At 70.5% G+C, this 24,040-nt stretch carries 20 protein-coding genes and 1 pseudogene; 8 read left to right on the top strand and 13 right to left on the bottom strand.

Going from position 1 to position 24,040, the window contains the following annotated elements:
- Positions 1-204: 204 nt before the first annotated feature.
- Together AWQ71_RS41400 and AWQ71_RS05975 are read right to left on the bottom strand one after the other, a co-directional pair.
- The gene (locus AWQ71_RS41400) at positions 205-360 is read right to left on the bottom strand and encodes a hypothetical protein (protein WP_157570209.1); all 156 of its coding nucleotides are present in this window, start codon (positions 358-360) and stop codon (positions 205-207) included.
- Positions 361-390: 30 nt separating this feature from the next.
- A pseudogene (locus tag AWQ71_RS05975) lies at positions 391-591 on the bottom strand (DUF4287 domain-containing protein); the annotation flags it as partial.
- Here AWQ71_RS05975 and AWQ71_RS05970 point away from each other — a divergent pair.
- The gene (locus AWQ71_RS05970; RefSeq protein WP_281195475.1) at positions 572-979 is read left to right on the top strand and encodes a TetR-like C-terminal domain-containing protein; all 408 of its coding nucleotides are present in this window, start codon (positions 572-574) and stop codon (positions 977-979) included. The pseudogene AWQ71_RS05975 and the gene AWQ71_RS05970 overlap by 20 nt on opposite strands.
- Positions 980-1,076: 97 nt before the next feature.
- Here the strand turns inward: AWQ71_RS05970 and AWQ71_RS05965 are convergent, their stop codons facing one another.
- Positions 1,077-1,787 (bottom strand): type 1 glutamine amidotransferase, encoded by a 711-nt coding sequence (locus tag AWQ71_RS05965; protein ID WP_067128875.1) that lies wholly within the window; start codon positions 1,785-1,787, stop codon positions 1,077-1,079.
- A 119-nt stretch (positions 1,788-1,906) separates the two neighbouring features.
- Between AWQ71_RS05965 and AWQ71_RS05960 the strand changes: the two genes are divergently transcribed.
- Complete coding sequence (locus AWQ71_RS05960; RefSeq protein ID WP_067127957.1) at positions 1,907-2,767, top strand: alpha/beta hydrolase; 861 nt, start codon at positions 1,907-1,909, stop codon at positions 2,765-2,767.
- A 258-nt stretch (positions 2,768-3,025) separates the two neighbouring features.
- Here the strand turns inward: AWQ71_RS05960 and AWQ71_RS05955 are convergent, their stop codons facing one another.
- A complete protein-coding gene (locus AWQ71_RS05955) occupies positions 3,026-3,940 on the bottom strand; it encodes an NUDIX hydrolase (RefSeq protein ID WP_067127954.1) in 915 nt (304 codons plus the stop codon).
- Between the two features lie 182 nt (positions 3,941-4,122).
- Between AWQ71_RS05955 and AWQ71_RS05950 the strand changes: the two genes are divergently transcribed.
- Positions 4,123-5,415 carry a UDP-glucose dehydrogenase family protein gene (locus tag AWQ71_RS05950; protein WP_067127951.1) on the top strand — a complete coding sequence of 431 codons (1,293 nt, stop codon included), beginning with the start codon at positions 4,123-4,125 and terminating at the stop codon, positions 5,413-5,415.
- Positions 5,416-5,463: 48 nt separating this feature from the next.
- Here the strand turns inward: AWQ71_RS05950 and AWQ71_RS05945 are convergent, their stop codons facing one another.
- The 4 genes from AWQ71_RS05945 to AWQ71_RS05930 are packed head-to-tail and all read right to left on the bottom strand — an operon-like array spanning position 5,464 to position 9,396.
- Entirely contained in the window at positions 5,464-5,811 is a 348-nt protein-coding gene (locus AWQ71_RS05945) for a MazG-like family protein (protein WP_067127948.1), read from the bottom strand.
- Positions 5,808-6,644: a class I SAM-dependent methyltransferase gene (locus AWQ71_RS05940; protein WP_067127945.1), complete on the bottom strand. Its 837-nt coding sequence runs from the start codon at positions 6,642-6,644 to the stop codon at positions 5,808-5,810. Before AWQ71_RS05940 ends, AWQ71_RS05945 begins: the two co-directional genes overlap by 4 nt.
- Before the next feature lie 17 nt (positions 6,645-6,661).
- On the bottom strand, positions 6,662-7,939 hold the full coding sequence (locus AWQ71_RS05935; RefSeq protein WP_067128873.1) for a hypothetical protein: 1,278 nt from the start codon (positions 7,937-7,939) through the stop codon (positions 6,662-6,664).
- A 5-nt stretch (positions 7,940-7,944) separates the two neighbouring features.
- Positions 7,945-9,396, bottom strand: a complete 1,452-nt coding sequence (locus tag AWQ71_RS05930) for a DNA polymerase subunit beta (protein WP_084258616.1) — start codon at positions 9,394-9,396, stop codon at positions 7,945-7,947.
- A gap of 192 nt (positions 9,397-9,588) precedes the next feature.
- On the opposite strand from AWQ71_RS05930, the gene AWQ71_RS05925 reads away from it, so the two are divergent.
- Positions 9,589-10,947 (top strand): NsdA family TPR-like regulatory protein, encoded by a 1,359-nt coding sequence (locus AWQ71_RS05925; protein ID WP_067127943.1) that lies wholly within the window; start codon positions 9,589-9,591, stop codon positions 10,945-10,947.
- 245 nt (positions 10,948-11,192) lie between these two features.
- Here AWQ71_RS05925 and AWQ71_RS05920 read toward each other — a convergent pair whose 3' ends face one another.
- The 3 genes from AWQ71_RS05920 to AWQ71_RS05910 all read right to left on the bottom strand — a co-directional run bounded on the left by AWQ71_RS05920 (position 11,193) and on the right by AWQ71_RS05910 (position 14,631).
- On the bottom strand, positions 11,193-11,954 hold the full coding sequence (locus AWQ71_RS05920) for a hypothetical protein (RefSeq protein ID WP_067127940.1): 762 nt from the start codon (positions 11,952-11,954) through the stop codon (positions 11,193-11,195).
- 244 nt (positions 11,955-12,198) lie between these two features.
- Positions 12,199-13,560 (bottom strand): gamma-glutamylpolyamine synthetase GlnA2, encoded by a 1,362-nt coding sequence (glnA2, locus tag AWQ71_RS05915; protein ID WP_067127938.1) that lies wholly within the window; start codon positions 13,558-13,560, stop codon positions 12,199-12,201.
- A 108-nt stretch (positions 13,561-13,668) separates the two neighbouring features.
- Entirely contained in the window at positions 13,669-14,631 is a 963-nt protein-coding gene (locus AWQ71_RS05910; RefSeq protein WP_067127935.1) for a DUF5937 family protein, read from the bottom strand.
- An 81-nt stretch (positions 14,632-14,712) separates the two neighbouring features.
- Between AWQ71_RS05910 and AWQ71_RS05905 the strand changes: the two genes are divergently transcribed.
- From AWQ71_RS05905 to AWQ71_RS05890, 4 genes are all read left to right on the top strand, one after another.
- Positions 14,713-15,933: an MDR family MFS transporter gene (locus tag AWQ71_RS05905; protein ID WP_067127932.1), complete on the top strand. Its 1,221-nt coding sequence runs from the start codon at positions 14,713-14,715 to the stop codon at positions 15,931-15,933.
- A gap of 12 nt (positions 15,934-15,945) precedes the next feature.
- Positions 15,946-18,045: a sensor histidine kinase gene (locus AWQ71_RS05900; RefSeq protein ID WP_067127929.1), complete on the top strand. Its 2,100-nt coding sequence runs from the start codon at positions 15,946-15,948 to the stop codon at positions 18,043-18,045.
- Positions 18,046-18,179: 134 nt separating this feature from the next.
- Entirely contained in the window at positions 18,180-19,646 is a 1,467-nt protein-coding gene (locus AWQ71_RS44590) for a BTAD domain-containing putative transcriptional regulator (RefSeq protein ID WP_067127927.1), read from the top strand.
- A 48-nt stretch (positions 19,647-19,694) separates the two neighbouring features.
- Positions 19,695-21,473 (top strand): NAD+ synthase, encoded by a 1,779-nt coding sequence (locus AWQ71_RS05890; protein WP_084258615.1) that lies wholly within the window; start codon positions 19,695-19,697, stop codon positions 21,471-21,473.
- A 129-nt stretch (positions 21,474-21,602) separates the two neighbouring features.
- On the opposite strand, the gene AWQ71_RS05885 is transcribed toward AWQ71_RS05890, so the two are convergent.
- Together AWQ71_RS05885 and AWQ71_RS05880 are read right to left on the bottom strand one after the other, a co-directional pair.
- Complete coding sequence (locus tag AWQ71_RS05885; RefSeq protein WP_067127925.1) at positions 21,603-22,217, bottom strand: TetR/AcrR family transcriptional regulator; 615 nt, start codon at positions 22,215-22,217, stop codon at positions 21,603-21,605.
- Between the two features lie 7 nt (positions 22,218-22,224).
- On the bottom strand, positions 22,225-23,739 hold the full coding sequence (locus AWQ71_RS05880) for an MFS transporter (protein ID WP_174550681.1): 1,515 nt from the start codon (positions 23,737-23,739) through the stop codon (positions 22,225-22,227).
- Positions 23,740-24,040 lie beyond the last annotated feature (301 nt).

Raw genomic sequence — 24,040 nt, 5'->3', positions numbered from 1 at the left:
CACATCGGCCATCGTGGACAGGCCTTCGCAGCAACGGTACACACGACGGGAGAGGCTCCCCCGCGGAGATCGACTCCGGCGCGCCGCGGGGTTCCCGCCGGCCGCCGGCGCCGGTGCCGTTGTTCGGATCGACGAGAGCCGGGCACGCTGTGCGCCCGGCTCCTATCGGTGTGACCGCGGCGGATCGCTGAGTCGTCCCGCGGTTCAGGCGGGTGTGTAGACGGCGTTGATGACGCCGGAGGGGAAGGTGGTCGTCGCGGTGACGGCGAGCGGCACCCGCGGCCAGGTCTCGGGCGCTTCGTCGACGACGCCGTCGAGCGAGATGAAGCCGGTGTAGACCGGGTCACGGGTGGTGGTCATGACGATGCGCTCCCTTTCCGGGGCATCGGGTCATCGGTTTGGGTTGGTGGCGGCGCCGTCGAGCCAGAGCATGTCGCTGGCGTCGGCGTGGGTGCCGGTGGTTCCGACGTGCTTGCCGCTGATCTGCGGACCCTTGGTGATCACGTGCACGAGCGCCATGCCGTGCCCGCGCCCGAGGTCGTAGTCCTGCTTCAGCCAGTCGAGGATCGGCGTGGCCTTGGCGGTCTCATCGGAGGCCGCAGACACGGCCGGCCATCCCGACACCGGCAACCTCGTCGAGGATGTGCTCGCGCAGCTCAAGGCCGTGATCGCGCTGCTCACGCCCCATCAGACTTCGGCGCTCACGGGCATCATCGCCGAAGCGCTCCGCGACGATGACCTTGCGGCCAACCTGCGTGAGCAACTGATCATGCCGAACATCGGGCTCTTCGACGAGCGGATGCGCTCCGCCCAGCGCCACGGCGAGATCCCCGAAGGCGCCGACCTGAACCTCCTCAACGACCTTCTGCACGGCACTCTCTACCACCGCCTCGTCTTCCATCTCGACATGCCCGACGATGACGAACTCCGCGAACGCATCCAAGTTGTCATCGTCGGCCTCAATGCCCGGGCTCACTGATCCGCCGCTTCGAGGGCGGCGATTCGGACCGGAGCCATCTGGATCTGCACCCTGACTGGCGGGAAGATCCCGGAGATTCGGGCTGCCAGCGACCGCGTCAGCGGTGGTCGCGGACGACCGCGGCGAACGCCTCCGCCAGGGGACGCCACGCGGCCCGGAGCCCGTCCTCCGCCTCCTTCACCTCGCGGTCCAGCTCCGCCACGTCGTGATCAGGCGGATTGCCCTCGGCGGTCCAGCTCGCGAAGATCTCCGGGGTCGCCTCCGGGTGGAACTGCACCGCCCACGCGGAGTCGCCGAGCCGGTACGCCTGGTTGGGATAGCGCGACCCGGTCGCCAGGCGCACCGCGCCCGGCGGCAACTCGGTCATCGCGTCGTAGTGGTACTGCACCGCACGCGGTTCCGGTACCGCCGCCGCGACGGGGCCGAACAGGCGGTCGCCGTCCGCCTCGGGCAGCAGTTCGATCGAGGTGAGGCCGATCTCCAGGCCGTCGGCGCCGCGCGCGACGGTGCCGCCGCAGGCGATGGTCATGAGCTGCGCGCCCAGGCAGATGCCGAGCGTCGGAACGCCGCTCTCCACCGCTTCGGCGATGAGCGCGCGGGCGTCCGGCAGCCAGGCGCAGCCGTCGTCGTCCCACGCCGAGGGCGATCCGCCGAGCACGAGGAGCCCGGCTCCGGGGTCGGAGGGCACCGCCTCTCCCCTGTGCGGCCGGACGATCTCGTACTCGATCCCCGCGTCCTCCAGCCAGCCCGCGAAGAACCCCAGGCCCGCGCCGACCTCATGCTCCACCACGACGACACGCTCGCTCATGCCGACGAGCATAAAGGGGGAGTAATTACACGTCTGTCACTGGACGTACCTTTTGCGGCGCCGCTGGCGTACAGTGCCGGGCAACAGCACGGAAAGATCGTTCATCCCGGGAGGAACCGATGCGGCTCGACGAGGTCACGGTACCGGGCGGCAGGCTGCGGATCGCGACGTTCGGCACCGGCCCGCGCCTGATCATCGCGGCCCACGGCATCACCGCCTCCCTCATGGCCTGGCGGGCGGTGGGCGAGGCGCTCCCCGAGGGGTGGTCGCTGGTCGCCGTCGACCTGCGCGGGCGCGGCCACAGCGCCGACGTACCCGGCCCGTACGGGCTGCCCCGGCACGCCGAGGACCTCGACCTCGTCGCCGACCACGTCGGCGCGGACGAGACGTCCGTCCTCACCGGCCACTCCATGGGCGCGTACATCGCGGCGCTGCACGGCGCGCGGCGCGCGTACGCCAAGATCGTCCTGCTGGACGGCGGGCTCCCGCTGCCGATGCCGCCGGGCGCCGACCCGGACGCGGTGCTGGAGGCCACGCTCGGCCCGGCGATCGCGCGGCTGAGCCAGACCTACGCCGGCGTGGACGACTACGTCAGCTTCTTCCAGGCGCACCCGGCGTTCGCCGGGCACTGGTCCCCCGTGGTGGACGAGTACGTGCGCTACGACGCGACCGGCCCGGCCGACGCCGTCCGCTCCCGGGCCCAGGAGGACGCGGTACGCCAGGACGGCCGCTGGCTGCTGACCGGGGCCGAGGAGATCGGCCGGGCGCTGGAGGGCGCCAAGTCCCCGCTCAGCCTGCTGCGGGCGCCGCGCGGCCTCCTCAACCAGGAGGTCGGCATGCAGCCCGACGACCTGGCCGCGCAGTGGAAGGCACGGCTCCCCAGACTGCGGGACGAGGTCGTCGAGGACTGCAACCACTACACGATCATCTTCGACGAGCGCTGCGTCCGCACGGTCGTCGATCGGCTGACCGCCGACTGACCGCGGCGGGACCGTCGCGCGCGGGATCGATCCCTACGAGAACGCCCGGGAGTCGCGCCTACGGCTACGGTGAGCCGCAAGGTAGGCGTTGATCCTGTGGTTTACCCGGGGTTTCCGGGCCGTGGATGGTGGAGCGTCCGACGCTGTACTCGGCGGCCAGGTATGCGAGGGACACCTCGCCCTCGGCGTAGCGGTAGAGGGGAACGCGAAAGTGCCCGCTTCTCCGGGGTTGGAGAAGCGGGCACTTTGTCATCTAGGTCAGACTTCCGGGTCGGTGATAGTGAAGAGAGTCGGGCGACCTCGGCGCAGGCCGAGGAACCCTGCTCGTAGACGCTCCGTCCGGGCAGGGCCGAGGAGCGCCTCAGCTTCGTCGGGATAAACCCAGCGGTGCTCATCGATCTCTGGATCATGCGCGATGATCCGAGTCGTGGTCGAATCGACGACCCCGAGGTCGAAAAGCATGATCTGAGTGGGATGGTCCCAACCAGGGCTCGGGTGCTCGAAAGAAATCGCGAGCAGAGGCCCCACGGGAAGACGCAGCCCCGTCTCCTCATGCAGTTCGCGGCCCGCGGCGTCCTGGGGAGTCTCATGAGCGTCGACTTGGCCACCGGGGAGCTGGAAGGTGCGGCTTCGGCCTGGGCGCACGATCAGGATCCGGCCGCTCTGATCCCGAACGAGAGCGTTGGCGCCGACGTGCCAGCGTGGCAGGCTGTGCTGCCACTCATCGGCGTCCAGTTGCGGCTTCGACGGAGCGATGCGGCGAATCAGGTCGAGGGCTTCCTTCCTGACCGCCGGCAAGGCATCATCGTGCCGCCAGGTGTAGTCGTCGTGTCCAGCCGACAGGACTACGTCGGGACCTGAGTCGGCGTACGCCGTGAACACGAACTGCCGGGCGACGCCTCGAGCGGTGCCATAGTCGCAGTGGCCCGCGTATCCGTCGAGGTCAACGTCCAGTCCGGTTTCCTCTTGGAGTCCGCGTTTGGCCGCGTGCTCGGGAGGTTCGCCGCCTTCGACCGTCGTGCTCGGTAGCTCCCATAAGCCGGGAACAGCCGTGCCCGGTGCTTGGCGTAACAAGAGGATCCGTCCCTTGATGTCGAAGGCGGCGACTCCGGCGACAAGGTGTGTGATGCCGTCTCGGGCCGCCTCCTTCGCGAGCAGGGCGACGTCCGTCATGAGTCCTCCAGGCAGCGTCCCGTCAGCAACGCAAGGGGCAGCTTAGGCCGCGCTGGTCCTGCAGATCGGCCTGTTGCCAATCTCAGGAACGACCGCATTCCTCCTGATGCGCGCGTTATGGTTGAGCACTCTTCGCAGGCTTTGGGCACGACCTCCCCGAGTCGGTTCGAGAATGGATGGCCATGGTTGGCAAGCCGCGTCAGGTTGCTGTGTTCGGTGCCGGCTACATCGGTCTGGTGACCGGTGCCTGCCTCGCCGAACTCGGCCACCAGGTAGTGGTGCGCGACATCAACCCAGCGAAGATCGCAGTGCTGCGATCCGGGGACGTGCCGATCTACGAGCCGGGGCTGGGCGACCTGATCACCCGGAACAAGGAACGCCTGACCTTCACAGAAGACCTTCAGGAGACCCTGGCCGAGGCCGAGATCGCGTACGTGTGCGTGGACACGCCGCCATCAGCATCCGGTGACGCTGATCTGTCTCGGGTCTGGTCAGTCGTCAAGTCCCTGGAGGGCGCATCCCACCTGCGGGCGGTGGTGATGAAGACCACCGTGCCCGTGGGCACCGGCAGCCGCGTTCGCGCGGTGCTCGACGCCGCTGGCCTCGAACACATCGGATACGCCTCAAACCCCGAGTTCACGGCCGAAGGCACGGCCGTCAACGACTTCCTGCACCCGGACCGAATCGTCGTCGGCGCGTCCGACGAGGCGACCGCCCGCCTGATCGCAGGGCTGCACCACGGCGTAGATGGACCAGTCGCCGAGATGGATGTGCGGTCAGCCGAGATGGTGAAGCTCGCCTCGAACGCCCTGCTCGCCACAAAGATCAGCTTCATCAACGAGATCGCGACCCTGTGCGAGAAGACCGGCGCCGACATCGAGCACGTCGCTCGCGCGGTCGGCCTCGACCACCGCCTCGGCCACCACTTCCTGCGTCCTGGTATCGGCTGGGGCGGCTCCTGCTTCCCCAAGGACTCCGAGGCGCTGCGGCAGTTGGCCAGCAACACCGGCTATCACCTGCAACTGCTTTCGGCAGTGATCGAGGTCAACAACCTGCAGAAGCGTCGAGCGATCCAAAGGCTCACCGATGTACTCGGCACGCTGGCCGGCATGAGGGTGGCGTTGCTCGGGCTGACGTTCAAACCAGGCACCGACGACATGCGGGAGGCGCCGAGCACGGTGTTGGCCTCCCGCCTGCTCGCGGAAGGTGCCGGGGTGCGCTGCTGGGATCCGATGGCTCGTCCGGCCGAGACGGAGCCTTGGACGTGGACGAGCCGCCACGCGACCCCGGAGTTGGCAGTGGACGGGGCGGACGCGGCAATCGTGGTGACCGAGTGGCCGCAGCTCAAGGAGGTCAACTGGGCGCAGGCCGCCACGACGATGCGGCGGCCGGTGCTCTTCGACGGCCGGAATCTGCTGGAGCCCGCCGAGATGCGCGCGCTCGGCTTCACCTACATCAGCGTCGGCCGGCCATGACGTTGGTTTGGACGGCCTGTGTCCTGGCCGCCCGAACCAGCCTCGTGTTCAGATGAGGTCTGCTCGCCGGGCAACGACCTCGATGTGCTGTGCGAGGAGGCTGAGCAGGTCAGGCGGGTGCGGATCGTCTGCGTGCAGGTGGGCCAACGCTGCCAGGGCCGTCATCGCGACGTCCAGGAGCTCGTACTCGACGTCCTGCTGCGTGGCCGATCGGCCCTTGCGTGGGTTCTGGCCGGTCATCCCGACGAGTTTCTCGATCACCTCGCCGGCCTCCTCGGCGACCTTGGCCACCCTGCCCCACAGCAGTGCCTCGCGGTCTCGTCCCTGGTTGTCAGGGGAGTTGTCGATCCAGGCGGAGACTTCGCGGATGAGCGTGTTGGTCCGGTCGGAGTTCACCGCTCCTCCTTCCCTGCGGGGGCTTTGTCGGCGATGACCAGTATGTGGGAGGAGAGGCCGAGGACGCTGGGCTCGGACTCCAGGCGTCGGATCGCCGCCACGACCTGCTCTCTGCTCACGCTGTCGCGCATGCGGTCGGCCAGGTCGGGGAGCAGCTTGGCCGGCCCCTCAACGGCGAAAAGCGCCCGTACGGCGAGGCCCGCGGCGACAGCCTCCGAGGCAAGCTCGTGCGGGTCATGGAAGTAGGCGGTAGTCCACAACCGTTCGAAGTCGCGCCCTGGATTGCGGTGCTGCCCGGTGGCGATGTGCTGCTGCACGGTCTCCTCGGCGCCGGGCACGTTCAAGATGCCCTTGGAGAGCATCTCCCAGATGGTGTAGTAGCGGGACGCCCCGGCCGCGACCACCATGCCGTCTGGCCGCAGCACGCGGCGCGCTTCCGACCACGCCTGGTGCCGGTCGGCGACCGTGGTGAGGTGGTAGAGCGGGCCAAGGAGGAGGACCGCGTCGGCGGAGGCGTCGGCCTGGGAGAGGTCACGGGCGTCGCCCAGCCTGGCACTCGCCAGGCGGTGCTCGGCCAGATCAGAGCTGGCCTGAGCCTGCTCGACGTGCAACGGGACAGGGTCGATGAGGTGCACCTGGTAGCCGAGGGCGGCGAGGGTGAGCGCGTACAGGCCAGGCCCGCCGCCGACGTCGAGGATGGTCGCCGGGGGCGGAGGCAGGAAGCGCTGGAGGACGTCCATGGTGCGGTGGTACTCGATCGAGCGGCGGGCGTCCTTGAGCCGCTCCTGCTCCAGGCCCCGGTTGTAGAAGTCGATGATGTCGGTATCGATCATCGGTTCGCCTTTCCCGCTCAGGCTGCGGTGTCGAGGGCTGTGAGGGTGTTGAGGTAGGCGCGCTGGAATGCGGCTCGGCTCACCCGGTCTGCGGCGGTCATGATGGGGCCGCCGCTGCGGTCGATGATGGAGGCGACAGCACCGCCGATGGACGGGCTGCTGCCGATGTAGCTGACGAGCTTGAACTGCATGACCAAGTAGAGGCCGTCGCCCGGCTGGTCTACGGTCTGCGGGGCGAAGAACGCGATGTTGTAGCTCAGGCCGCCGAGGGTGAGACAGCGGTTCGCGATCCAAGGCCGGTCCGCCAGCAGCCGCATCTCCCGGTCCGTCACATCCCGCAGGACATGGCGCAGACGCAGCAGGTCGGACCGGGAAGCAGCAGACAGCCACGGCAGCGCGCCGATGTTGCGCTCCACCTCCGCGGGCGGCAGCAGATGGGGACGGGTCCATGGTGCCGGGGCGTCGCGGGAGCCGGTGAAGGCGGTGAGCAGCGCCTGATAGCCGGCGGTGCCGGTGGCGTGGAGTGATCGCAGCAGGGCTCGACACTGCGCGGTGGTGACGAATTGCCAGCCAGGCAGCCGGAGCTTCAGCCCGATGGGCAGGCCCCAAGCCGCGTCCCGCCGCAGATCTGGTTCGAGTAGGTCGCATCCTGCGGGCAGCGGTGTGCCGCGCAGAGCGTCGAGCATGACGCGGTGGGCAAGGTGGGCGGCAGGGTCGACGAGAGAACGGCGCGTGGCGGTGTCGGAGATCTCGACGAGGCGGACCGGCTGGACCGTCGCACGGACGTCGGCGGTCCAGCAGTTGAGGTGGAGGTGGAGGCGTTTGTCCCACCACTGCCCGTTGTCGCGGTCCCTCGTGGGGTCATGGTTCCATGCGATGCCGAGCTGGCTGCCCGCGAGGCCGAAGGCGCGCTGCACCGCGGCGTCGGCGGTGAAGTCGGCGAAGCCGCGGGCGGCGTGCAGCAGCGCGGCGAGGACGGCGTCAGGCGTGTTGCTGACGTCGGTGCGCAACTCGTCGTCGCGGCCGACCATGAGCATGAGGTCGTAGAGACTGTGCGGGAACGCCTTGTCGATCGCGACGATCCGCTCCACATGACCCGGGACCGGGAACTCGCGGAGGATGAACCGCTGGTAGTGGTCCCGGTATCCGGTCAGGTTGCACTGTTCCTCGGGCGGCGCGGGCAGCCGAGGCGCGGGAAGCGCGGCGTTCACCGGCAGGTCCCATGCGTCGGCCGGGTAGAGGCTGTCGAGCGTGGCGGACTGGGAGCGAACCCAGTGGGATGTGGCGACGCTCATCGTGGTCACACCCCCGCAAAGTCGGCGCTGTTGATGGCGCGGCCTGCGGCGATACCCATCATCGCGGCCTGCACGATCCCCTGGGCGATACCGGCGGAGTCGCCGACCACGTACACCGGCAGGTCCGGCACCTTGCAGTCGGCGTCGATCTCCGGCTTCTCCCAGAGGAACTCCATCTCCGGGCCAACGACGAGAACCTCGTCCAGCACGTCGTCCACCGTCAGGCCCACCCCGGAGTGGGTGAGGATCGCGCCCATGAACCGGCGGAATCCGGCGGTGAGGCTGGCGTGCTCGGCGTTGGTGAACAGCCGGTCGACCCGGCCGGCGGACAGGTCCTGGATGGACGGCTGGAAGGGCATCCGGGCGTCCAGCGTCCGCCAGGTGCCGGGATCGCCTGTCCGGTCCAGGAACGCCCGAAGACTCTGGGCGAACGGTCGGCCCCGGTTCCTCTCCCGGTAGGTGGCGATGAACGAGTCTCGCGCCTCCAGCGCGTTACCGCGTCCCTGCACCTGGCACAGCAGGCCGAAGTTCGACGCCAGGGGCCGGCCGCCGCATGGCCGCTCCGTGGTCTCGTGCCCGTCGAGGGTGATCACGGGCTCTCCGAAGGCCGACTGGTAGTTCGTCAGCTTGATCCTTCCGCCGTTCGGACCGCCGCAGAAGCAGAACGACTTGATCTTCTGCGCGTGGTCGAGCTGGCTGACCTTCAGATCGGGGTGTTCCTCCCCGATGGCGGCGAGCAAGTCGACCGCCATCTCCAGCCGCACTCCGACCGAGATATCGGGCAGCTCCGTGCGCACCCCGAGGCTTTGCAGCAGGGAGGTGGTGGAGGTGACGCCGCGACGCCCGGTGGCGAGGACCAGGTGGTCGGTGGTGATGTGCTGCTCTCGGCGAGCAGTCCGCACCGTCAGCCGGAGCCCGCTACCGTGCGGCTCGGCACCGACCAGTTCGGCGGTGTGCCACAGGTTCAGCGCGGGCACCAGGTCGCTGTACCAGCCTTCGATGACGGCGCGGAGATCGCTCTCGCCCAGGACCGCGACCGGGTACTCGCGGATCTGGAGCTTGTTGGTGGCGAACGCGTTCAGCGCGTCCTCGGACAGGTGCTCCCCCTGCAGGACCGGCTTGGCGGGAAGCGGAGCGGTCAGCCACTCGAACGCGGTGGCGCACAGCTCCTGGGCGTTCTCCTCTCCCAGGTGCGGAACCAGCCGACGCCCGGAGGGAAGCAGGCTCAGCTTGGCGCCATCCCCCCAGTGCATCGATCCGCCGAAGCCGCTGACGACGTTGCAGACACCAGCGCAGCCCGTGCATCTGAGGCCACGGTCCACGGGGCAGGGGCGGCGCCGGTACGGGCGGCCGGCCTCCAGAAGGAGGACGTTCAGGTCGGGCCGCTCGTTCAGGATGGCTCGGGCGCAGGCGAGCCCGGCCGGGCCTGCGCCTGCGATGACGACGTGCGGGTGCATCGGAACCCCCAAGGTGAAGTGATCGTTCCGGCCGTCATCAGCACACCGTGCGAAGGAGATCTCCGGAAGGACATGGGCGTTGCCTTGCGTTGCCGCTTCGTTGCTTCGTGTTGCCTTCTCGCACGTCGTCGTTCACAGCGCGCGGTTGATGGATCACACTGAGGTCCAACCCTTTGGATCAGAGGGGGACGCGTGGATACCGCAACCGAGCGCCATCCGCTCAGCATTTTGCTCGCCCGGCAAGGCTGGACCGCCGAGGGTTTCTTGTGCCGCGTCGCCGCCCGCCACCGCGACCTCGGGTACGGCACTATCGCTACGCGGCGCGAGAAGGTCTCCCGCTGGATAGCACGAACCGCCGTGCCGGGGTACACCACCCAGCTCGCTATAGCTGCCCTGGTCGGAGTCCAGGCCGAGGAGGTCCGTCATCGTGCCTGGCCCGATTGGCTATTGCTCGCCATTCGGGACGACTGCACCGTTTTGGAATCACCCTGGACGCCGATGGGTACGGTCAAGGCACTGCAAGATGTGGGAGGGCCAGTGGACCGACGCGGCTTCTTGATCGCATCGACGAGCGCTCTGGCTGCCATCGCCTCCCAATGGGCCACCGCCGCGCATGCGACAGCCACCTTGTCCGCAGGCCGCCGCATCGGCGAACACGTCGCAGACCTCTGCGACGCCCGCCTGGACGCTCTGCGCCACCTCGACGATGAGGTCGGCTCTGCGCAGACCTACGATGCCGCCACGGTCGAACTTCGTCTCATAACGCGCCTGCTGTCTGACGCCTCCTACACGGAACGCGTCGGCCGCCGCTTGTACGCCTCCGCGGCCGAGGCAGCACGGCTCGCGGGCTGGTGCGCCTACGATGCTGGCCACCACGCCGCTGCCGAGCGGCACTTCGTCGCCGCGCTCCGCGCCGCCGCAAGCGCAGGCGATCACACCACAGGTGCGACGGTTCTCGCGTTCTGGGCCAACCTCCGGTATGCGGCTCCTGGGTGCGACACAGCCGGCGCTCTCGGGCTCATCGACGCGGCGCTGGCGGACTCGCACAGGATCGGATCGCCGCGTGTGCTGGCCATGCTGCACGTCCGGCGTGCCCGCGCCCATTCCATGGCCAGGGAACCGGCGGCCGCCTACCGGGCGATGGACGACGCCTTCCGCGCCTACGACCGTTCCGGCCCCGTCACCGAGGACAGGCCCGGCATGTACTGGCTGACCGCGGGCGAGCTGCATCAGTCCACAGCCAGCGCGGCCCTCACCATCGGCGAGCCTCGACGAGCACTCCAGCACTTCGACGCCGCGATCCGCCATCACGACCCCTACGACGTCGACAAAGAAGCACGAGGGGCGGTCATCTATCTCGCGCGCCGAGCCGAGGCGCATCTCGCCCTCGGAGATGTCGACGCCGCAGTGGGGACCGCGCACGAGGTCCTGGTTCGCATGGGCGGTGTCGAGTCAGCGCGAGCCACCGGCACGATCGCCGAGCTGCGTAGCCGCCTCAATGCTCACCAGCAGGTGCCTGCCGTGCGGGACTTCCTTGAAATGACCGTCTGAACGACGAAAACTCCCGCTCCTTCCCGGAGGAGGAAGGAGCTGGGGCTCTCATGAACACGGATTCCGCGCGCCTGTACCCAGCCGCGGCGCAACGGTCCGCGGGCCGAGAAGGAGAACCGGCCCAGAGCGGGCAGTGCTCCCCCGGCTCGACGGCGGACCACCGTTCCACGACGCGCGACGGCCCGTGACCGCCCCGCTCTCGCGGGGGCCACGGGCCGTCGGACGTGGGTCGCCGCGCCGCGGACTCAGCCGCGCGGAACGATCCAGGTGGCCTTGGCGGCCGCGACCAGGGTGCCGTCGACCTCGTAGACGGCGCTCTCACCGAAGAGCTTGCGGCCGTCGCGGCCGGAGACGCGGCCGACCACGGAGTAGCGGCCGAGCGGGTAGACCCGGCGGTAGACCTGCGCGGTCAGCCGGCCGAGAAGCGCGGACTGGCCGGGCTGCGGCTGCGGCTCGGCGGGCGCGCCGGGGCCGCCGAAGTGCGCCCAGAAGGTCACGCAGTCGAGTGCGGCCCAGACGATCGACTCGGGGACGACGCCGTCCTCGTCGGTCACGTTGGCCGGGACCCGCCAGCCCGCCGCCACCGCGCCCGCCTCCGGCACCGGGCCGGGGAAGATGCGCAGGCCGTCGCCCGGCTCGCGCAGGCCGCACGCGAAGCACCCGGCGATCGCGTGCCCGCGCAGGCCCGCGAACCCGGCCTCGGCCCGCGCGGCGTCCGTGAACGGCACGAACGGGGGCGGGGTCAGGGACTCGGCGACCGGGATGGCCTCGGCGAGATGCCGATCGCCGTCGCCGAGAGCGAGGGTGTTGCCGACGTGGGCGACCCCCAGCTCCTTCTCCAGCGGGACGGGTTTATGCAGGGTGACTTCGACGGCCGAACCGTCACTCGCACCGGTCAGAACGCCGGCCAGTGTGCCCGAGATCCACCCGCCGTTGGCGGTTCCCTCGGGCCCCCGGAAGCGCTCCGGAACGGTCAGAACGGTCTGCAGCCCGGCAGCCGTCGTCATGCAACACCCTCCAACGTCACGCCCAATTGCGGCCCATCCGCATCAGTCGTAACCAACCCTCCGATTTTACGCTTCTCCGCTTAAGGGAAGTTAAACAGACCCGGATGTCAGCCATTCTCACTATGTGTAACGGAGCAATTACATTCCTCACGGGCCGGAACGGCCCGCCCCGAGCCAGACGTGAGCGCCATCGATCGCTACGACGCCGAGCCGCGCGAGCGGAGCGAGCGCAAATAGACACGGGTCACAGGATCGGGAGGTAGCGCCCCAGCTCGAACTCGGTGACCTGGCGACGGTACTCGCGCCACTCGGTCCGCTTGTTGCGCAGGAAGAAGTCGAAGACGTGCTCGCCCAGCGTCTCGGCGACCAGCTCGCTGCGCTCCATCACGCTTATCGCCTCGTCGAGCGACTGCGGCAGCGGCTGGATGCCGAGCGCCCGGCGCTCCCCGCTGGTCAGCGCCCAGACGTCGTCCTCCGCGCCGGGCGGCATCTCGTACCCCTGCTCGATGCCCTTCAGACCGGCGGCGAGGATCACCGCGAACGCGAGGTAGGGGTTGCACGAGGAGTCCAGCGAACGGAACTCGATGCGGGTCGAGCCGCCCTTGTGCGGCTTGTACATCGGGACCCGGACCAGCGCGGATCGGTTGTTGTGGCCCCAGCAGATGTAGGAGGGGGCCTCGCCGCCCTGCCCGGCGATCGCCTCGGCGCCGCCCCACAGCCGCTTGTACGAGTTCACCCACTGGTTGCAGACCGCCGTGATCTCGGCGGCGTGCCGCAGCAGGCCGCCGATGAACGACCGGCCGACCTTGGAGAGCTGGTAGTCGGCGCCCGGCTCGTAGAAGGCGTTCCGGTCGCCCTCGAAGAGCGACATGTGGGTGTGCATGCCCGAGCCGGGGTACTCGGTGAACGGCTTGGGCATGAAGGACGCCCAGATGCCCTGCTCCAGGGCGACCTCCTTCATCACCAGCCGGAAGGTCATGATGTTGTCGGCGGTCGTCAGCGCGTCGGCGTAGCGCAGGTCGATCTCCTGCTGGCCGGGGGCGCCCTCGTGGTGGCTGTACTCCACCGAGATGCCCATCGACTCCAGCATCATGATCGCCTGTCGGCGGAAGTCGTGGCCCGCGCTGTGCGGCGTGTGGTCGAAGTAGCCGCCCTCGTCGATCGGGCTGGGCCGCTCCCCGCGCTCGGGCCGGTCACGCAGCAGGAAGAACTCCACCTCGGGGTGGGTGTAGAAGGTGAACCCCATCTCCGCCGCCCTGGCCAGGGTGCGCTTGAGCACCCAGCGCGGGTCGGCGTGCGACGGCGAGCCGTCCGGCATGAGGATGTCGCAGAACATGCGGGCCGCGCCCGGCGACTCGCTGCGCCACGGCAGGATCTGGAACGTGGACGGGTCCGGCTTGGCCAGCATGTCGGACTCGTAGACGCGGGAGAAGCCCTCGATCGCCGACCCGTCGAACCCGATGCCTTCGGCGAAGGCCCCTTCGAGCTCCGCGGGCGCCACGGCCACCGACTTGAGGAAGCCGAGTACGTCGGTGAACCACAGCCGGATGAACCGGATGTCGCGCTCTTCGAGCGTTCGGAGAACGAATTCCTGCTGGCGGTCCACGGCGTACCTCTCGGGAACTACACGTCTGGTCTCGTACCAGTGTGCCCTCTGCGTGTTTCACCTGCATTACGAGGGAACGCGTCCTCCGTGACCGGACAGGGACGGCCGTCACGCCCCGCTGACCAGCGCGTCCCCCATGGAGGTGCGCCGGTAGAGCACCTCCCTGCCCATCCGCTGCCGGGCGACGAGCCCGCCGCCGGACAGCACGGTCAGATGCTGGCTCACCGCTCCCGGGGTGAGATCCATCCGGCGGGCCAGCCCGGAGGTCGAGGCGGGCTCCTCCAGCGCGGTGAGGATGCCCGCCCTGGTACGGCCGATGAGCGCGCTGAGCCCGCCGGAGGTGCACGGCCGTCCCGTCGTCCACAGCGTGCCGACGCCGTGCGCCGGATAGCACAGCAGCGGCTGGTACGGCTCGCACACGACCGCGACGTCGGGCCAGTGGAACGCGCTGGGCACGAGCAGCAGGCCGTCCCCCGTGATCGGTCCGGAGTGGTTCCACTCCTTGGCCGTGACGAGCCGGTCTCCGTGCCAGGTCACGGAGTCGTGCAGGTCGGTGAACACCGCCTGCACTCCTCCGGTCGCGAGGATGCGGGAACGCCGCATGACGTCGGCCTCCAGCACGCCGTAGACCTGCGGCCAGAACTCTTCCATGGCGACGGTCCACAGGTTCCACAGCGTGTCGGACACGCGGCGGATGCCGGCCTCCGGGTCGTCGGCGAACCTGCGCTGCGCCTCCGGGTCGGGGGAGCGCACGTGAGCCGCCTCTTCCCGCGCCGTCTCGGGCCGTGTGTGCCGCACTCTTTCCAGCTCGGCCGCGAAGTCCGGAAGCGTCGTGTCCGGCGGCGGCGTCAGGAAGTCGGGGAGGTAACCCCGCATCGGGACGAGCGCGTACAGCTCGGCGAGGTCGAGCCCGGCCACCCGGGGCCGCACGGCGCGCAGCCATGGCAGGTGGACCGAGTGCCGCCCGGGCTGCCGCAGCACGCGCAGGCTCGACACCAGCTCCCACAGCGGCGAGAACGCGAACCGCAGCCGGGCCACGTCACCGGGGGCGAACCACCACTCGATGCTCACCGGCCCTCCTTTCCCCGCAGGAGCTTTTAGCGACAGCTAAATCGTTCGCATCGTAGCGAACACCTGTCCGAAGCTTTCCCCGTGACAAGCACGACCATCGCCAGAACTGGCTTCCTCCGGTCACGGATCGGCGGCCTCCCCCGCCCCTTCTGGGCCCTCTTCGGCGGCACCCTCGTCAACCGTCTCGGCACCATGGTGGACCCGTTCATCGGCGTCTACCTGACCCAGTCGCGCGGGATGTCGCTCGCGGCGACCGGCCTGGTGCTCACCGTCTACGGCGCGGGGTCGCTGGCGTCCCAGCCGGTCGCGGGCTGGATGGCCGACCGCTTCGGGCGACGGGTGACGCTGGCCGGATCGATGCTCTTGACGGCGGTCGCGTTCATCGCGCTCGGGTATACGACGAGCATCCCGGGGATCGTCGTCGGCATGTTCGTGCTCGGGATCGTGATCGACGCCTACCGCCCCGCCTCCCATGCGCTGGTGGCCGACCTGGTCTCCCCCGAGGATCGGCCCCGCGCGTACGGCCTGATCTACTGGGCGCTCAACCTGGGCTTCTCCGTCGCGATGATCGCCGGCGGCTGGCTGGCCAAGGGCGGCTTCACCACGCTGTTCTGGATCGACGCGATCACCTGCGCCGCCTTCGCCGTCCTGGTGTGGCGGGCGATCCCCGAGACCCGCCCGGCCAAGAGCGAGGTGTCCGAGGGCGGGTTCGGCGACGTGCTGCGCGACCGGCTGATGGTCGCCTTCACGCTGGTCAACCTCGTGTACGCGTTCGTCTACCTCCAGGGGTTCACCACGCTGCCGCTGGCGATGGCCGGTCAGGGCCTCCCGACCAGCGCGTACGGCAGCGCGATGGCGGTGAACGGCGTGCTGATCGTGGTCATCCAGCCGCTGACGAACGCATGGCTCGCCCACCGCGACCCGAGCCGCCTGCTGGCCCTCGGCTTCGTCGTCGTGGGCGGAGGGTTCGCGCTCACCACCCTGATGTCGTCGGCCCTCGGCCACGGCGCCGCGATCGCCGTCTGGACGCTCGGCGAGATCGCCCTGGCGGGCATCCCCGGCACGATCGTCGCCGCGCTCGCCCCGCCCCACCTGCGGGGCCGCTACGCCGGCCTGAACGGCTTCGCCTGGTCGGCCGCCTCGCTGCTCGCGCCGCTGCTCGGCACCCGGCTGCTGGATGTGGGCGCGCCGGTGCTGTGGATCACCTGCGGCGTGCTGGGAGCGCTGGCCGCCGCGGCGATGCTCGCCATCGCCCCGGCGATCCGCCGCCGGGCTGGCGCCGAGGCCCCCTTGCCGACATAATCCCCATTCACTATGAACGAACGACGCGGCCAGGCGGTCGCCGCCGTCATGGCGGTCGCGTCGGTCGCCCTGACGGCAATCGGCCTGCTGGTCCAGCTCCGGCTCCCTCCTGACTGGCAGCCCGGCTTCCCGGTCTCCCCGGACCTCGGCGTCGGCCTCGCCTTCGCGCCCGTCGGCGCCTTCCTGGTCGCGCAGCGCCCGCGGCTGAGCCTCGCCTGGCTGATGTGCGCGGGCGGGCTGCTCGGCGCGGGCAACGTGATCGGCGGCGCGCTGCTCCTTCACACCGCCTCGCGGGGCGACCTCGACGTCGCCGGGGTGCTGCGCTGGCTGGAGGTGACGTGCTGGGCCGTCGCGGGGCTGCTGCTCGCGATCGTGCTGCCCCTCTACTCGCCGACCGGCCGGCTGCCCTCGCGCCGGTGGCGGCCGGTGGTCGTGGCCGGCGTCCTGGCGACGCTCGCGGAGATCGTTGTGATCGTCGCCCGCCCCACTCCGGACCCGGCGCGCTACCGCCTGCCCGCCGTCATCCCCAACCCGCTGGCGATCGAGGCGCTCGCGCCGTACTACGACCAGGTCGTCTCGGCGCTGGCGTACGCCATCGCGGTGTGCGTGGTCGCCGCGCTGCTCTCGCTGGTGCTGCGGCTGCGCGGGGCCGACCCGGTCACCCGGCGGCAGATCGCCTGGCCGCTCATCGCCTTCGCCGGATATGTCGTCTTCTATCTGTCGGGCCCGTCCATGGTGGTGCCGGCGTCGGCGTGGACGGCCGCCATCCCCATCGCAATCCTCTTCTCGGCGCTGCGCTACCGGCTGTACGGCATCGACACGGTCATCAGCAGGACCTTCGTGGCGGCGGGCCTGCTCGCCGTGGTCGGCGGCGTCTACTTCGGGGCGAGCGGGCTGGCCGGCCTGCTGGCGTCGGGATACCACCAGGTCGCCGGGGTCGCGGCGGCGGTGCTGTCCGGCGCGTTCTTCCAGCCGCTGCGCGGCGCCCTCCAGCGCGCGATCGACCGGATGCTCTACGGCCCGGTCGGCGATCCCGCGGTCCTCGCCGACCGGCTCACCCAGGAGGTGCGCCTGGCCGGTCCCGCCGACGCGCTCGCCTCCGTCGTCGCGGTCGTGCGGGACGGCCTGGCCGTCGGTGGCGCCGCCGTCGAGGTGACCGGCGGGCGGCCCGGCTACGTCGCGCGCGGCGACGTCGGCGGCTCCCCCAGGAAGATCGCCCTGGTCTGGCACGGCGAGCCGGTGGGCCGCCTGCTGATCGGCGAGCCGGGGCCACGGCGGTTCGCCGCCGCTCACGACGAGCGGGTCATCGCCACGCTGCTGCCCCACGTCGCCGACGTGGCGCACGCCGTGCGCATGGCCTCGGACCTGCAGCGGTCCCGGGAGCGGATCCTCGCCGCCCGTGAGGAGGAGCGCCGCCGGCTGCGCCGCGACCTGCACGACGGCCTCGGCCAGACCCTGTCCGCCATGGCGATGACCGTCAACATGGCGCGGTACAGCCTCACGCGCTCCCGCTCCACGGCCGACGAACTACTCCGCGACCTGCACGCCGGCATGGACGCCGTCACCGGCGACATCCGCCGGCTCGTGTACGGCCTGCGGCCCCCGGCGCTCGACGACCTCGGCCTGGCGGGAGCCGTACGGGCCCTGGCGGAGGAGGCGCCGCCGCCCGCGGAGGTCGTCGTCGAGGGCGAGGCGTCGGGGCTGCCCGCCGCGGTGGAGGTGGCGGCGTACCGCATCGTGCAGGAGGCGCTGACCAACGTCCGCAGGCACGCCCGAGCCGAGCGCGTGAGCGTGACGCTCTCCCGGGACGCCGAGCTGCGGGTCACCGTCACCGACGACGGGATCGGCCTGCCGGAGGACCGACGGGCCGGGGTCGGGACGTCGTCGATGCGGGAACGCGCCGCCGAGCTGGGCGGGAGCTGCGTCATCGCCGCCGCTCCCGGCGGGGGCACCACGGTGGAGGCCCGGTTCCCGCTCGCCTCCCCCGGCGAGCCGCCCGCGCCGGACGACTCCGCGGCCGGGTCCACCCCGGCCATCCCGACCGGCCCCGCTCCGGATTCCCCCACCGACTCCGCCACGAGCGCCTCCCCCGACCCCGCTCCCGGCCGCTGACCCTCTCCCGCCGGTCCCGGCCCGCACCGCGCCGGTCGCCCGGCGGGGAAGAACGCGGCGAGGACGGACGGCGGGAGACAGCTCGGATCGGGCACTGCTCTGGCGCATCGGATAGCCCTACGCTTACCAGTGCGATGGTGAAATTTCGTGCTCTCGGACCGTTCCAGGCGGAATCGGATGGTCAGGTCCTCGACCTGGGAGGTCAGCGGCAGCAGGCCGTGCTGGCCCGGCTGGTCGTCGCGGGCGGCCGGGCCGTACCCGTCGGCGTGCTCATCGACGAGCTGTGGCCGGGCGAGCCGCCCGGCCAGGCGCTCTCGACCATCCAGGGATACGTGTCGCGGCTGCGCCGCGCGCTCGAACCGCGCCGCGCGCCCCGCGAGCAGGCCGGGATCCTGGTCTCGGCTCCCCCGGGGTACGCGCTGCGCGCCACGGTGGAGCAGGTCGACTCCTGGTGGTTCGAGAAGCTCGTCAAGAGCGACCAGGACGACGATCCGGCACACACGCTGGAGCGGATGGAGACCGCGCTCGGCCTGTGGCGCGGTCCCGCGCTGGCCGAGTTCCTCGACCTGCCGTGGGCGGTGGCCGAGGGGCTGCGGCTGGAGGAGCTGCGCCTGCTCGCGGTCGAACGCCGAGGTGACGCGGCCATCCGGCTGGGCCGGGCCGGCGCGCTGGTCCCCGATCTGGAGGCCCACGCGTCGACGTACCCGCTGCGTGAGGAGGCCTGGCGGCTGCTCGCACTGGCGCTGTACCGGGAGGGACGGCAGGGGGACGCGCTCGGCGCCCTGCGGCGGGCGCGCGAGGCCCTCCGCGAGGAGCTGGGCCTGGACCTGGGGCCCGCCCTGCAGCGGCTGGAGCAGGACATCTTCTCGCAGGCGCCGCACCTGGACGGCCCGAAGCCCCGCGGCTCGGGCGCGCCGACGGCCGGGCCGGCGTCGTACGCCCCTCCGGCGGCGATCCGCGTCCTGGTCGCCGATGATCAGGCGCTGGTACGCGCCGGCCTGAAGATGGTCCTGGACTCGGAGCCCGGCCTGGAGTTCGCCGGCGCGGCCGAGAACGGCGAGCAGGCGATCGCCCTCGTCCGGGCGGCGCGGCCGGACGTGGTCCTGATGGACATCCAGATGCCCCGGCTCGACGGCCTGGCCGCGGCGCGGCGGATCCTCGCGGACGGCGACCCGCCGAAGGTGATCATGATGACGACCTTCGGGACCGACGAGAACCTCTACGCCGCGCTGCGCGCGGGGGTGAGCGGCTTCGTGCTCAAGACCTCCCCGCCGGAGCAGCTCATCGCGGCGATCCGGGCCGCGGTCGCGGGCGACGCCCTGCTCGACCCGGCGGTCACCACGCATCTGATCGCGGCTTTCGCCGGGCGGCGCGACCCGGCCGCCCCCGCCGGGCTCTCGGACTCCGACCTCGACCTGGTCAAGCTGGTGGCGCGCGGCTTCACCAACCGGCAGATCGCCGTCACCCTGGCCGTGCCGGAAAGCGAGGTGGCCGAGGAGGTGGCCGCGCTGCTCGACCGGCTGGAGCTGCTCGACCGGGCGCAGCTCGTGGTCCTCGCGTACGAGAGCGGCCTGGTCAGTCCCGGGTCCTCCGAACGATGACTTATCGTCGCTTTGACGACAAATAACGCGGGGTTCTACGCTGGGCCTGTGGCACAACTGCGTATCGCCCTGGCCCAGACCAACCCCGTCGTCGGCGACCTCGCCGGGAACGCGAACCGGCTCGTCGAGTGGACCCACCGCGCCGCCCACGAGGGCGCGCACCTGGTGGTCTTCACGGAGATGTTCCTGACCGGATATCCCGTCGAGGACCTGGTGCTCCGCTCCTCGTTCGTGGACGCCTCCATCGCGACCCTCGAGGCCGTGGCGCGCCGTCTCGCCGACGAGGGGCTCGGCGAGCTTCCCGTCATCACCGGCTACGTCGACCGGGCCGACCTCGAACCCCGGGCCGGCCAGCCGAAGGGCGCGCCCCTCGACGCCGTGGCCGTGCTGTACGGCGGGCGCGTGGTCGCACGCAGCGCCAAGCACCACCTGCCCAACTACGGCGTCTTCGACGAGTACCGCTACTTCGTACGCGGCGACCGGATGCCCATCGTGCGGGTGCGCGGCGTGGACGTCGCCATCGCCGTCTGCGAGGACCTCTGGCAGGACGGCGGGCCGGTCTCCACGGTCGCCCGGGCCGGCGCCGGCCTGCTCGTCGTCCCCAACGCCTCGCCGTACGAGGTGGAGAAGGACGACGTGCGACGGGAGCTGGTCGAGAGGCGGGCCCGGGAAGCGGGCTGCGCCCTCGCCTACGTCAACCAGGTCGGCGGGCAGGACGAGCTCGTCTTCGACGGCGACTCGATCGTGGTGGACGCCTCCGGCGCCCTGATCGCGCGCGCCTCGCAGTTCAAGGAGGAGCTGCTCGTCACCGACCTCGACCTGCCGCTCGGCACCGGCGAGCCCGGCGAGTTCCCCGTGGACGCACAGGACGGCACCACCATCACCGTCGAACGGCTGGAGCTCACGGGCGGGCCGGTCGAGCCGTACGCGCCCGTGCCGCCCGTCATGGCCCCGCGGCTGGACGACCTCGCCGAGATCTACCACGCCCTCGTCCTCGGCGTGCGCGACTACGTCACCAAGAACGGCTTCCGCTCGGTGATCCTCGGCCTGTCCGGCGGCATCGACTCCGCCCTCGCCACGACGATCGCGTCCGACGCCATCGGGCCGGAGCGGGTGAACGTCGTGCTGATGCCCTCGCGCTACTCGTCCGAGCACTCGGTCGGTGACGCGGAGGAGCTGGTACGGCGGCAGGGCGTCACCGCGCGGACCGTCCCGATCGCCGACATCGTCACCGCGTTCGAGAAGGAGATCGACCTGGACGGCCTGGCCGCCGAGAACCTCCAGGCCCGCGTGCGCGGCATGCTGCTGATGAGCCTGTCGAACGAGCACGGCCACCTGGTGCTGACCACCGGCAACAAGAGCGAGCTGGCCACCGGCTACTCCACCCTCTACGGCGACTCGGCGGGCGGGTTCGCCCCCATCAAGGACGTGCCGAAGACCCTGGTCTGGGAGCTGTCCACGTGGCGCAACGCCCACGGCCCGGACGACTTCTTCCTGCTCCGCACGGACGGGCCGCCGATCCCGGAGAACTCGATCACCAAGGAGCCCAGCGCCGAGCTGCGGCCCGACCAGCGCGACACCGACTCGCTCCCGCCGTACGACGTGCTCGACCGGCTGCTGGACGAGTACGTGGAGAAGGACATGGGCGCCCCGGAGCTGGTGGCGGCCGGGCACGACAGCGAGCTGGTGAGCCGGATCATCCGGCTGGTGGACCTCGCGGAGTACAAGCGGCGCCAGTACCCGCCGGGGCCGAAGATCACGCCGAAGAACTTCGGCCGCGACCGGCGGCTGCCGATCACGAACCGGTGGCGGGAGACCACCCGCTGACCGTCCGGCGCCGACCCGGCTTCGCCCTCAGCGAGGGATGGCAGCCGGGCGGCGCCTCGTCGTCCGACATGGGCGGAAGCCGGACAGTGCCCGCGTTCGGCGCGGGCGGAAGCCGGACAGTGCCCGCGTTCAGCGGGGGCAGAAGCCGCGCAGTGCCTCGTCCACGATCCGCTCGGCCAGGTCGTCGGGCAGATCGGTGGCGCGCTGCGACCACTTGGTGTGCCACAGCATCGCGCCGGTCAGTATGGCCATCGCCATCTCGACGTCGAGGTCGGGGCGCAGCTCCCCGCGCTCGACACCGCGCCGCAGCACCTCCGCCATGACGGCGCGGCGCGGCTGGATGGCCAGCTCATCGAAGCGGGCGGCCAGGCGGGGGTGCCGGTCGGAGTCGCTCATCGCGATGTTCATGATGCAGCGCGTGCGGCTGTGGCGGGACTCGTCCTGGATGACTCTGAGATAGGCGACCAGGTCGTCCCGGACGGAGTCCCCCCGCAGCGGCGGGAGCGGCGGTTTCAACGTCGCCAGGGCGTCGACGACGAGATCTTCCTTGTTGGACCAGCGGCGATAGATCGTCGTCTTGCCGACACCCGCCCGGGATGCGATGCCCTCGATGGACAGCTCGGACACCGCGATGCCCTCGCCGATCATTTCGAGAGTGGCCTCGATGATCGACTTCTCCGCCTTCTCACTGCGGGGGCGCCCCGCGGCGCGAGCCGCCCCTTCCGCCATCTGCCGCGTCATCATCGTGCGCTCACACTACCGCCGCTTCCTTTTCCACCTCCGGCATACCGTCCGGAGCGGCCGGAACGGGCTTTCCCGGCATCCAGCGGGCCATCAGGAGGGCGCCGACCAGCGCGACCGCGGCCGAGCCGAGGGCCGCCCAGTGGATGCCGCCGACGAACGCCTCGCCGGCCGCCTTCATCAGCCCGGCGCCCTGCGCGCCGAGACTCTCGGCGACACCGGCGGCGCCGGAGATCGACTCGGTCACGACGTGGTGGAGCTGTTCCGGGACGCCGGTCACCTTGCCCTCCATGCCGTCGCGGTACACGGCGGAGAGCACCGCGCCGAGGATGGCGATGCCGAGGGTGCCGCCGACCTGGCGCACGACGTTGCTCATCGAGGAGCCGACGCCGGCCTTCTCACGGGGCAGCGCGTTCATGATCGCGGTGGTCGCGGGCGGCATGATGTGGGCCATCGCCGCCCCCTGGACGAACGTGAGGACCAGCAGGATCCAGATGGGCGTGTCCACACCGACGAGGGAGTAGGCCGCGAGGCAGGCGGTGATCACAAACATGCCGACCGTGCCGACCGCCTTGGCGCCGTACTTCTCGACGACCTTGGAGCTGCGCGGCGCGAAGATGAGCTGGGCCACCGCGAACGGCAGCACCAGGGCGCCCGACTGGAGCGGCGAGTATCCCCGGACGATCTGCCAGTAGAAGGCCATGAAGAACATCACGCCCATCGCCGCGAAGAAGACCAGGCCGACGCTGGCGATCGCGGTGGAGAAGGCGGCGTTCCTGAAGTGGCGCACGTCGAAGGCCGGGTGGTCGATGCGCCGCTCGTACCAGAAGAACACGCCGAGGATGGCGAGGCCGAGCAGCGACGGGACGACGACCGAGACGTCGGCGACGGTGCCGAGGTCGCTGATCCGCACGATGCCGTAGACCAGGGCCACCAGGCCGACGATCGACAGCAGCACGCCGACCGGGTCGAGGCCGGTCTTGCCGGGGTCCTTGGAGTCGGGCACCACGGTCCCGATCAACACCAGGCCGATCAGCACGATCGGGATGTTGACCAGGAAGACCGAGCCCCACCAGAAGTGCTCAAGGAGCAGGCCGCCGGTGATCGGGCCGATCGCGACGGCGATGCCGACGCCGCCCGCCCAGATGCCGATCGCCTTGCCCCGCTCGTGGATCGGGAAGACGTTCGAGATGATCGCCAGCGTGGCCGGCATGATGGCCGCGCCGCCGAGACCCATCAGCGCGCGGGCCATGATGAGCTGCATCGGGTCCTGCGCGTACGCGCTGACCAGCGACGCGATACCGAAGATGACCATGCCGACCAGCAGCATCTTCTTACGGCCGTACCTGTCGCCCAGCACGCCGAAGGTGAACAGCAGCCCCGCGAAGACGAGCGTGTAGGAGTTCATCGCCCACTCGAGCTCGCTCTGGGTGGCCCCCAGCCCCTGCACCGGGTCGGCGATCGTCTTGATCGCGACGTTGAGAATGGTGTTGTCGAGCACGACGGCCAGCAGGCTGAACACCATGACGCCGAGAATCTGCCATCGGCGTGGGTGCCCGGTATGCGCGTCCAAAGGGTCCCCCAGTGAAGTTTCGATACGCATGAGTTTCGGAACGGTACCGTAGCGGAAGCAGATTCGATACGCAACCGTCTCGTTTCATAATGTGGACGGCCAGGCCCCCAGCCGTCAGGCCCGGCCACGCCGCGCTCACGCCCGGATGACGGATGGGGCGGCCCGGCCGTGGATACGGCAACGCCGCCCCCGTCCCCGTGCCTCCTCGAAGGCGAACACCGGACAGCCTCGCAGCGTTCCCGGAACGACCTCA

Origin of the sequence: Microtetraspora malaysiensis, from assembly GCF_001528665.1 — a bacterium.
Classification (GTDB): Bacteria; Actinomycetota; Actinomycetes; order Streptosporangiales; family Streptosporangiaceae; genus Microtetraspora_A; species Microtetraspora_A malaysiensis.
The sequence above is the reverse complement of the archived record's forward strand: the minus strand, read 5'-3'. Positions and strand labels throughout refer to the sequence as shown.